Raw genomic sequence first — 9,815 nt, forward strand, 5'->3', positions numbered from 1 at the left:
TCTTCAATATCTTCCCAGCCCTCACAGCCTGCGATAACTGCACACAGCGTTAAAAACACCACGTCAAACAAGGGATAAACGACCTTAGATGCTTGCCTTGGGTCTTCTAATTCTGAAAAGTGCTCTGCAAAAATATCGATGTTCATAAACTGGCTCCGCGTAAAAGCCAGTATCTGATCACAACGGAAGATCGCGGTCAATCAGTTATGTTAAAGTGCGCGTTAAATGTTCGTGATCTTGCCCTGGGCTCGCAGGTGGATTTATTGAACCCTTAGAATCGACAGGCTTGCATCTTATAAACTTAGGAGCAAGATTGCTAGCGACGCATTTAACTTCATCTAATCCCTCCCTAGCGATAAGGACGTCATATAATATCGCAATGAACGGATTGTATACCGATCTTAGACAATTTATCGTACTTCATTACTGTTTAACTGATAGAGATGATAATGAATTCTGGCAAAAAGCTGCACAAAGCTCAGCATTCATACCTGCTCTAGAACAAAAAATGACACTATGGAAAGACAAGGTTTGTGAGTATGTCGATCTTGCCAATGGATATAGTTCAGTTTTTACAGATGAGAATTATCGCTACGTACTTTATGGTATGCAGCATATTCCTGAAATCCATATACCTTGTCCAAAAAATGAAATATCAAGAATACTCGACAACTTAAAAACACAACAGTTTAGAGCAAAAGAGCAATCTTTATCACATCAAGAATTCTTAGCGAAAATTAAAAATATTTAAAATCATAAAGAGCAAGATTAAAAATCTTGCTCTACTTACCATTTAATTCAACCATTAATTAAGTTGGATGCCATACAACTTAATACGTTCAATTAACTCTCTATGGGGTAATAATTGCGATTTGAGTAATGTAACCTGCTTGCCTAATTTCTCGGTCATTACCGTGAAAAGCCTTTCCTCTTCATCATTTAATTTCCTCTCTAATTTTGACTCAAAGTCTGAGCCATAGAGTACATATAAATAATTTTCTAAATTGAAAAATTCTAGCGTAGAAGTAAAGTCATAGGCAGTCGGTATGTGATAGCGCCACAATTCTAAATGTTCTTTTAATGTGTCTGGAATACTTATTTCATTTTTATTATCAACCCAAAATGGCGTATCCATTCGTTTGGCTATGACATAATGAAGTTTAATAAAATCAATCACCCGATTCCAAGCATTCAATACTCGCTGATTATAACGATTAGCCACAAGTGGCATAACGTCAGTATTAGCAGGAAAACATTCAGCTAACATTCTGGCTGTCGCATCAAACATAAGCAGACCAGTCGCTTCTAAAGGTTCAACAAAACCACTCGACAAACCAATCGCAACACAGTTACCTTGCCACGATTTCTCTCTATACCCCACCTTCATCGGTATGTGTCGAAACGAGACTTGTTCTGCTTTACCAAGATATTCCCGCAATACACTCTCAGCTTGCTCTATTGATGAATATTGACTGGAATACACATAACCAACACCACGACGTTCAGACAAACCGATATCCCATATCCAGCCAGCCTCTTGTGCTGTTGATTTAGTGAAACAAGGGATAGGCGTATATTTATCTTCATAAGGAAGCTGCACAACTAATGCTGAGTCGACAAACAAAATGTCACTCTTATCAACGAAGGGAACGTTACATGCGCTGCCAATGAGTTGAGCACTAAATCCAGTACAATCAACATACAAGTCCGCATTCAATACACCAGCATTATCAGTATGTAACTCTAAGATATGTCCCTGAGCGTCTATTTTTGTATCAATGACTTCTGCAAGAAGATGTTTAACGCCTAACTGTTCAACACCAAATTTGGTCAACATCTTGGTAAACTTTGCAGCATCGAGATGATACGCGTAATGCATAGCACCTCGATATTGAGGCTGTGTCATCACTTTAGGTCCAAGTCCCGCATCAATCAAATGACCTTGAACTGACACAAGATCAGCGTAGCGGCCTCTATCTGAAAGAGATTTATTAAGCCACGTTGAAGTAACGTCTTTAAAGTAGGGATAATCAAATAAATGGTGATAGTACTCCCCTGAATTGGGTTTATTCCAATCAATGAATTTAACACTCTGCTTAAATGTTACATCACAGCAACGAATAAACTCATCTTCTCGAATACCAAAATACTTTAATGTTTCGCGTAACATAGGCACTGTCCCTTCACCAACGCCTATAGTAGGAATGTTCGGGGACTCAACTAACATAACTTGTATTTTAGGTGTTCTAGCATTCAACTTTTTAGCTAAATGACAGGCAGAAATCCAACCTGCAGTTCCGCCACCAACAATGACGACACTCTTTATATTTTTTATTGAAGTCATGACCTATGCCTGCTGATTACTTAAACGCTCAACTCGATTTCTTCTTTCGCTAGGCGATTAATTTGATGTAATGAGTTCAAATGGCTGTAAATTGGCGCTAAAAGGCCTCGTTGCTTGATATCTAAGAACTCATCTGAGCTGAGTTGATTTAACTTAGCTTCATCGATGAAATAGATACCATTTATGCCGCGTTTTTCGCCTTTGATGTCAACGGTAAGACTTTGGGGAGAAAATAATTCTTTTTGAGCAAAAAATGCAATAATTGCCTTACTCATTTGCTCTTGTTCGAAGTTTTTTATAATACTGTCTTTACGCAATCTTAAAAACGCAGTTTCCTCTCCTCCTTCAAACAATGCATTTCCCTTATCAGTGCTCACATGAGCGCTTTCTTCTCGTATCCCCACCCATACTTTATCCTGCTGTTCAGTACTCAACATTAAACCAAACGGATAGTTTTTAAGTATATTTGGAATATACAGCCCTAACCATTTGCCATCTTTTTGCTTCAAATTCTGTCCAGGTTTTAATCCAAGCATAATTACGGACTGATATTCTCCTGTTTCACTATTTTTAACAAAAACAACAGGAGCATCTACAGCAGCAAAGGCAAACTCATAAATTGAAATGGGTAGTAAGTGTTGCGCAGCAACATGTTCATAAGTGGTAGGAGTCACTTTCAGGTGCGCATGTTTTGCTGAGTCAAGTGGGGTGATTGAATTAGTCATATGAGCTCCTTGAGGGCTTCTTCTGATTGAATATTATTGAGATATGAAAAAGGGAGCAAGCTCCCTTTTTCATTTATACCTGAGTTAAACCGAGATTAGAATCGTACGCTAGCGCCTAATGTAATTCGGCGGGCCATGTTGTATTCAAATACAGGGAAGCCATCCGTAAAACCACTTAGATTAGATTGGAACTGATTGTTACCAAACTGACGTGAACCTTCTTCTAACAGGTTATTACCATCAAGTTTAATATCCATATAATCAGTAACATGCCAAATTGCACTCAAATCCAAACTACCAAATGCATCGTGTAAACGATTACCGTATGAACCAGTTTCACGGATCATATATTCACTACGCCAGTTATATGCTAAACGAACTTGGAACAAATCGTTTTCAAAATAACCAGTTAAGTTATATGAGTGCTTTGAACTATCGCTTAAGAACGGGTTGCGATCTGTATATGTATTTGGGCTAGTTTCACTATCAGTATAAGTGTAGTTAACAATTGAGCCAAAGCCGTTCCCAAAGTCTTGTTGATATTGCAGCTCTAAACCTTGGATTGTCGCAGATTCGCCATTGGCTTTCTCTTGCACAGTCCAACCACCAGCAACTTCATCAGGTTTTAACGTGCCAGTAAATGGGATATCGGCGCTATCTGCATGGTACTCACTAAAGGTTACGAAGTTTTTAACATCCTTCATAAATAAAGCCGCAGAAAGTAATGACTCTTCATTGAAATACCATTCAATGCCTAAGTCTATTTGATTAGCAATAAATGGTTTTAACCCGATATTGCCAACAACCCATTTTTGGTTATTAGGCACATCATCATTTGCACCTAAAACGTTAGGGTTAACATACATGTCATCATACTGTGGACGAGCCATAACTCGAGCCGCTGATGCGCGCAATATGAGATCTGGTGCTAAGTCGAATGCTACGTTTAAGCTTGGTAACCATTCCCCATAATTAGCTGAAGCATCGGTTTTCTTACCATCAACATAGTACGTTGAGGTCGCTTCAGTACCCGCATAACGCACACCAAAGTTACCGCGTACACCTTCTGATGCAAAGTTAGCCATCACATAAGCAGCATAGTTATCTTCATCAATTTCACGGTATGAACCAAAATCTTCAGTCTCACCGATGATGCTCGATTTAGCCCAATCTTTTAGTGCATCTGGATCAAAACGAATAATATCGTATTCACTTGTTCCTACAGCAAAAGTACCAGTATTTAAGCCTGCTGTTGATATGACGGGATTAAAGTCATCGGCTTGTACAAAGTCAAAACGGCGACTCGTTGTATTATGCTTCGCATATTTCAGACCCGTTTTAATGGCATTAACCACACCTAGATCTACATCAAACTTAATATCTGCTTGAATATAAGTTTCATCATCTGTTTTTGGTGTTTTATTAAAGTTACTGCCAGTACCCATTGCAAGCGAACCTGGATCATAAGTGGCTGTATCAAAACCATTTAAATCCCAAGTTTGATGACCATTGGTAAAGTCATAAGTCGCACCATTTAATGCTGTACCACCCAGACCATCTTCAACAACCATTTCAAAATCGGTACCACCAGTAGAACTTGTATCACCGATTTGAGTCGTAAACTGGTATCCATCACCGCTATATTCCATCTTCAAGTCGAAAACTTGAGACTTCATTGTCGCTTCACGAGGGCGAGCTTGCCAATATGCTAAGTTAACAGGGCCTGCAACTTGAGAACCTGACTGTGATGCATCTGGCTTATCACCACCACATAAACCGCAGCCACCAATCCATTCCGTGTTATCCCAAGCACCAGAACCTGGAGCCCCTGACCATGAAGTGTCAGCTTGCGTAAACCATAATGCGTAGTTGGTGTTGTCCGCGGCCATTTGCATGTCCATCGCGTTAAACACAAAGTTTAATGAATCAGACGGGGCATACTGGAATGTTGCAGCAATAGCTGAACGTTCGCGCTCTTGTTCAAATGCGACAGGGCCAGCACCCCATTCCCAAAAAGCTTCATCACCTTGACGCTGCAAGCTACGATTTTGCATAACGCCAGAAACTAATACACCAAAAGTTTCATCATCATTCTTCCAGCTACCTAAGCCTGAAAATTGTGGATCTGTTTCACCCGAATCGCTTTGATATTGAGCTTCAGCAGAAGCAAAGAAAGTCATTGAATCCATATCCAATGGCTTACGGGTATTAACTACAACAGTACCACCCACACCACCTTCAGCTAAGTCCGCTTGAGATGATTTATAGACTTCTAAGTTACCAACTAATTCAGATGGTAATAATTCATAGTTAAATGAACGTTTTGCAGGCTCAAGAACAAACCAACCTGTTGAAGCTACGTTTTGTCCATTCAGAGTTGTCAAAGTCAGATCTTGACCCGCACCACGAATTGAAACACCCGCGCCTTCACCAAATTGACGCTGGATCGTGACACCAGGAATACGTTGCAGAGATTCTGCAACGTTTTTATCCGGAAATTTGCCAATGTCTTCAGCAGTAATCGCATCCACAGTACTGTCTGAGAAGCGTTTAGCATTTAAGTTAGCTTGCTGGGAAGCGCGAATACCGCGAACTTCAATTTTTTCAATATTTTCAGGTGCTGCGGTGGTTGCCACGGCGTCTGCAGCAACAGCGCTGATGGATACAGCACTGCCGAGTAGGATAGCAATATTTGTAGCTAGTACAGTTTTCTTAAAGGTTGATGGTCGCATCTCGTTTCCCTTCCATAACTTTATTATCGTTTTAGTATTCATAACCATTCCCTGAGGAATGACAACGCTGTCATGTCTAGTGCAAACATTACACAATAATTAACAGCCTTGCCACAACAAAATAACGATGGAAGCAAAAAAATGTCATAAAGCAGAATGTTGAATCAGTATTTTTATTAAAAATCATTATAAAACATGAGCTTTAATATTATGACGTAAACTTACAACTCCAAGCATAATTGTAACAATGATAAATTAACGCCAATTTGTAACAATTCAGGATTGCTAAGCACATCAAAAGCTCGCACTATAAGATGTATAAGTCAGAAAAAACTGATAAAAAATGTAAGCTTGTAAATTGCTGGTAAAGAATTTACGTTCATAGAACAGTTAAACCCCTCGCGACCTTAGACAAAGAGTTTTTACATCAATGAAAGTCACTATCAACGACGTAGCTAAATATGCTGGAGTGTCTATCAAGACAGTATCCCGTGTAACCAATAACGAACCTTCAGTGAAGCAGGCCACCGTTGACAAAGTGAACGAGGCGATAAAAGCACTTAACTACCAACCTAATTTAGCGGCAAGAAATCTAGCAGGAACTAAATCCTATGCTATTGGTTTTATTTACGATAACCCAAACGCTTACTATATTATTGATATGCAAAATGGGATCTTGTCAGCCTGTAAAGACAAGGGCTATGAACTTGTCATCCACCCTTGCAATGCCAAATCAGAGACCATATGTGATGAGCTTACAGCACTAGTCAAATATTCTAGGCTCGCAGGATTAGTACTAACACCTCCCTTGTCAGAAGATCCTAAAGTACTCAAAGCACTCACTGAAATTGATGCTAACTATGTGCGCATTATTGCGGGAGAAAAAGACAACGATCAGAATGGATTGACTATTTTAGTCAACGATAAATTCGGTGCAGTTCAAATCACCCAGCATCTGATTGATTTAGGCCACAAGCATATCGCTTTTTTAAGCGGAGATTTACACCATGAATCCACCAAAGAGAGATTACTTGGTTTTAAACAGGCATTAACAATAAATAACCTAAAGCTGAATGAAAACTACATAATTGAAGGGAAGTACTCATTTGAGTCCGGTGTTGATGGTGCTAACAAGCTCATCAAACTAAAAAATCGCCCGACGGCGATTGTTGCTTGTAACGATGAAATTGCCGCTGGTGCACTTTTTGCGGCTCGTTTAGCGGGTTTAGACATACCCGTTGATTTATCAATTGTCGGTTTCGAAGATAGCCCATTCTCACGTCAAACCTGGCCTAAACTTACCACAGTACATCAGCCAAACGCAGAAATAGCTCAGGTTGCTACTGAATTATTAATAGCAAAACGTCGCGAGCAAGATGCCATATATTCTAAAACCTTTACTCCTGAACCTATCATTCGTGACTCGTCGGCAATTCCTAAACAATAAAAAAAGAGAGCATATATGCTCTCTTTCTATCTCCTAAATCACATAGAAATCAATGTAATTTGAGCTTCGGACGCTGCCACTTCAATAACTTTTGTGCCACTCGATACACAATTGCCGAAAACCAACCATAAAGGCTGGCTAAATGCCTCTGATACAAAGAGATATACATCAATCTTGCTATATGGCCTTCAACAAAGAAAGTGCCAGAGCGTAGGTTCCCCATTAAATTGCCTACCGCAGAGAAGCGGCTTAAAGACACTAATGAGCCGTAATCTTTATAAATAAATGCCTTTTCAGGCTTACCTTGTAATCGATTAACGATATTATCAAACAAGGTATCAGCCATCTGAGCTGCTGCTTGCGCCCTTGGTGGAACAGGCTGACCAGAACTTTGGAGCAATAGAGCACAATCGCCAAGGGCGTAGATATCTTGATGACCTTTAACTCGCATACAATCATCAACTTCTACCTGATTTCGCGGAGTAATGGGCAGTTTTGCAAAATGCTGAAATGCTTTTGGCCCTTTTACACCGGCAGCCCATACTTTTAAGCCTGCTTTAATCACATCGCCATCTTGGGTAATGAAACCATCACGAGTCACTTCTTTAACTTGAACACCGATATGTAAACGTATACCAATCTGATCAAGAACAGCTTGAGCCCTAGCGCTTACACGCTCTGGTAATTGAGGAAGGATTTTGGGTGATGCTTCAATCAAATGCACATCAAGATGATGCTTAGCGATATTCAGATAACCGTACTCTTTAACAGACTCAATGACATGATGAAGCTCTGCTGCCAATTCAACACCTGTCGCACCCGCACCGACAATACCAATGCTGACTCTTTCTTGCGTTTCATTTAATTGGAGTAAAGCGTCGAGTAATTTATGATGAAATAAATTGGCATTTTCAAGGCTGTCTAAGAAAATACAATGCTCATCAGCACCTAATGTATTGAAACTATTAGAAACTCCACCCAATGCAAGGACTAAAAAATCATAATCGATTTGTCGCTGCTCTAGGAGCAACTCGCCTTCATCATTATAGACTGCGGCTAACTGAATCGATTTAGCATCCGGCTCACACTGCTCTATCTCACCACGAATATAGCGATAACCGTTTTTAAGTCCATGATCGCGATAGAGTAAACCTTCAATAGATTGATCTATCACACCAACAGCGACTTCGTGTAATTTAGGCTTCCATATATGAATAGGACTTTTATCAATTAAGCACACATCGACGACATCACTACCGCCCCATTTACGGCCCAACTTCGATGCAAGCGCTAAACCAGCAGCACCACCACCCACGATCACTATTCTTTTTGTAGCCAAAATGACAACCTCATAAAACTCATTTGCGAGGCTAAGTTATACCATGTTACAGATAAGAGATAACTACATTAGTTGAGTAAAACAGGTGATTTTCCATTAAAGATATTTCAGAAACCCAGCAGTACTACTTAGTTTTTCCATATGCTTAGGCAACAAAAAAGGGCCACTAGGCCCTTTAGAATCGTTCGTAAGCAGTTTATACCGCTTCTTCGTTTTCTTCACCCGTTCGAATACGGATAACACGTTCAACATCAGTGACAAAAATTTTACCATCACCAATTTTGCCTGTGCGGGCCGTTTCAACAATGACATCAATTGCTTGGTCGAGCAGATCGTCTTGGATCACTAACTCTATTTTTACTTTTGGCAGAAAATCCACCATATATTCGGCACCACGATACAACTCTGTATGCCCTTTCTGACGACCAAAACCCTTAACCTCCAGTACCGTCATCCCAGTTATACCAATTTCTGCAAGTGATTCGCGCACATCATCTAACTTAAATGGCTTAATAATGGCTTCAACTTTTTTCATTAAAAATTCCTCATCCCTTGCAATAACATAAACAAACAGAATAACACTAGCTTACACGGGGTTACGTCAATATTGAAGTGAATGTAGTGCTTTACTCATAAAACACAGTTTCTATAAAATCGCTTTTAGCACATAAAAGTCTAAAAAAAGTACTATGAATATTGCCTCAGATTTTATACTTACATTCTAGTCAGCACTAACTCGCTCGCGGGATGCAAGCGAAAAATAACAAGGATCTGTTATGAACTCCCATCGAAAAGGCTTTAGCCTGATAGAACTTATCACTACGATATCAATTTCAACAATCTTGTTAACAGTTGGAGCTCCTTCCTTGACCGAGCTCAGCGATCAGATAAGAGCTGATACCAATATTAAAACTATCCAGCAGACACTTCAATTTGCGCGAAATACAGCTGTTAGTTATGGTTATAGGGTCACAGTATGCCAGGGCAAGATCACGAACATTTAACGCGCACTTTAACATAACTGATTGACCGCGATCTTCCGTTGTGATCAGATACTGGCTTTTACGCGGAGCCAGTTTATGAACATCGATATTTTTGCAGAGCACTTTTCAGAATTAGAAGACCCAAGGCAAGCATCTAAGGTCGTTTATCCCTTGTTTGACGTGGTGTTTTTAACGCTGTGTGCAGTTATCGCAGGCTGTGAGGGCTGGGAAGATATTGAAGATTT

At 39.8% G+C, this 9,815-nt stretch carries 8 protein-coding genes and 2 pseudogenes; 4 read left to right on the forward strand and 6 right to left on the reverse strand.

The window, feature by feature from the left end:
• Positions 1 to 146 (reverse strand): transposase family protein (locus L5M28_RS23420; protein WP_263195732.1); only part of this gene is annotated, 146 nt, incomplete at its 3' end.
• Between the two features lie 110 nt (positions 147 to 256).
• On the opposite strand from L5M28_RS23420, the pseudogene L5M28_RS23425 reads away from it, so the two are divergent.
• Positions 257 to 751 (forward strand): annotated as a pseudogene (locus L5M28_RS23425) (tryptophan 7-halogenase); the annotation flags it as partial.
• A 54-nt stretch (positions 752 to 805) separates the two neighbouring features.
• On the opposite strand, the gene L5M28_RS23430 reads toward L5M28_RS23425, so the two are convergent.
• The 3 genes from L5M28_RS23430 to L5M28_RS23440 all read right to left on the reverse strand — a co-directional run bounded on the left by L5M28_RS23430 (position 806) and on the right by L5M28_RS23440 (position 5,843).
• Entirely contained in the window at positions 806 to 2,344 is a 1,539-nt protein-coding gene (locus L5M28_RS23430; protein WP_263169573.1) for a tryptophan halogenase family protein, read from the reverse strand.
• A gap of 20 nt (positions 2,345 to 2,364) precedes the next feature.
• The gene (locus L5M28_RS23435; protein WP_198573932.1) at positions 2,365 to 3,069 is read right to left on the reverse strand and encodes a SapC family protein; all 705 of its coding nucleotides are present in this window, start codon (positions 3,067 to 3,069) and stop codon (positions 2,365 to 2,367) included.
• Positions 3,070 to 3,164: 95 nt separating this feature from the next.
• Positions 3,165 to 5,843, reverse strand: a complete 2,679-nt coding sequence (locus L5M28_RS23440; RefSeq protein ID WP_198573931.1) for a TonB-dependent receptor — start codon at positions 5,841 to 5,843, stop codon at positions 3,165 to 3,167.
• A 388-nt stretch (positions 5,844 to 6,231) separates the two neighbouring features.
• On the opposite strand from L5M28_RS23440, the gene L5M28_RS23445 reads away from it, so the two are divergent.
• The gene (locus tag L5M28_RS23445; RefSeq protein ID WP_263160894.1) at positions 6,232 to 7,248 is read left to right on the forward strand and encodes a LacI family DNA-binding transcriptional regulator; all 1,017 of its coding nucleotides are present in this window, start codon (positions 6,232 to 6,234) and stop codon (positions 7,246 to 7,248) included.
• 49 nt (positions 7,249 to 7,297) lie between these two features.
• On the opposite strand, the gene L5M28_RS23450 is transcribed toward L5M28_RS23445, so the two are convergent.
• Positions 7,298 to 8,587 carry an NAD(P)/FAD-dependent oxidoreductase gene (locus L5M28_RS23450; RefSeq protein WP_263196193.1) on the reverse strand — a complete coding sequence of 430 codons (1,290 nt, stop codon included), beginning with the start codon at positions 8,585 to 8,587 and terminating at the stop codon, positions 7,298 to 7,300.
• Positions 8,588 to 8,783: 196 nt separating this feature from the next.
• Positions 8,784 to 9,122, reverse strand: a complete 339-nt coding sequence (gene glnB, locus L5M28_RS23455) for a nitrogen regulatory protein P-II (protein ID WP_028760911.1) — start codon at positions 9,120 to 9,122, stop codon at positions 8,784 to 8,786.
• 241 nt (positions 9,123 to 9,363) lie between these two features.
• On the opposite strand from glnB, the pseudogene L5M28_RS23460 reads away from it, so the two are divergent.
• Positions 9,364 to 9,582, forward strand: a pseudogene (locus tag L5M28_RS23460) (Tfp pilus assembly protein FimT/FimU); the annotation flags it as partial.
• A gap of 84 nt (positions 9,583 to 9,666) precedes the next feature.
• Positions 9,667 to 9,815: transposase family protein (locus tag L5M28_RS23465; RefSeq protein WP_263198011.1), on the forward strand; the 149-nt coding region annotated here is incomplete at its 3' end.

Origin of the sequence: Shewanella sp. SW32 (assembly GCF_025653365.1) — a bacterium.
In the GTDB taxonomy this organism is placed as follows: domain Bacteria; phylum Pseudomonadota; class Gammaproteobacteria; order Enterobacterales; family Shewanellaceae; genus Shewanella; species Shewanella oncorhynchi.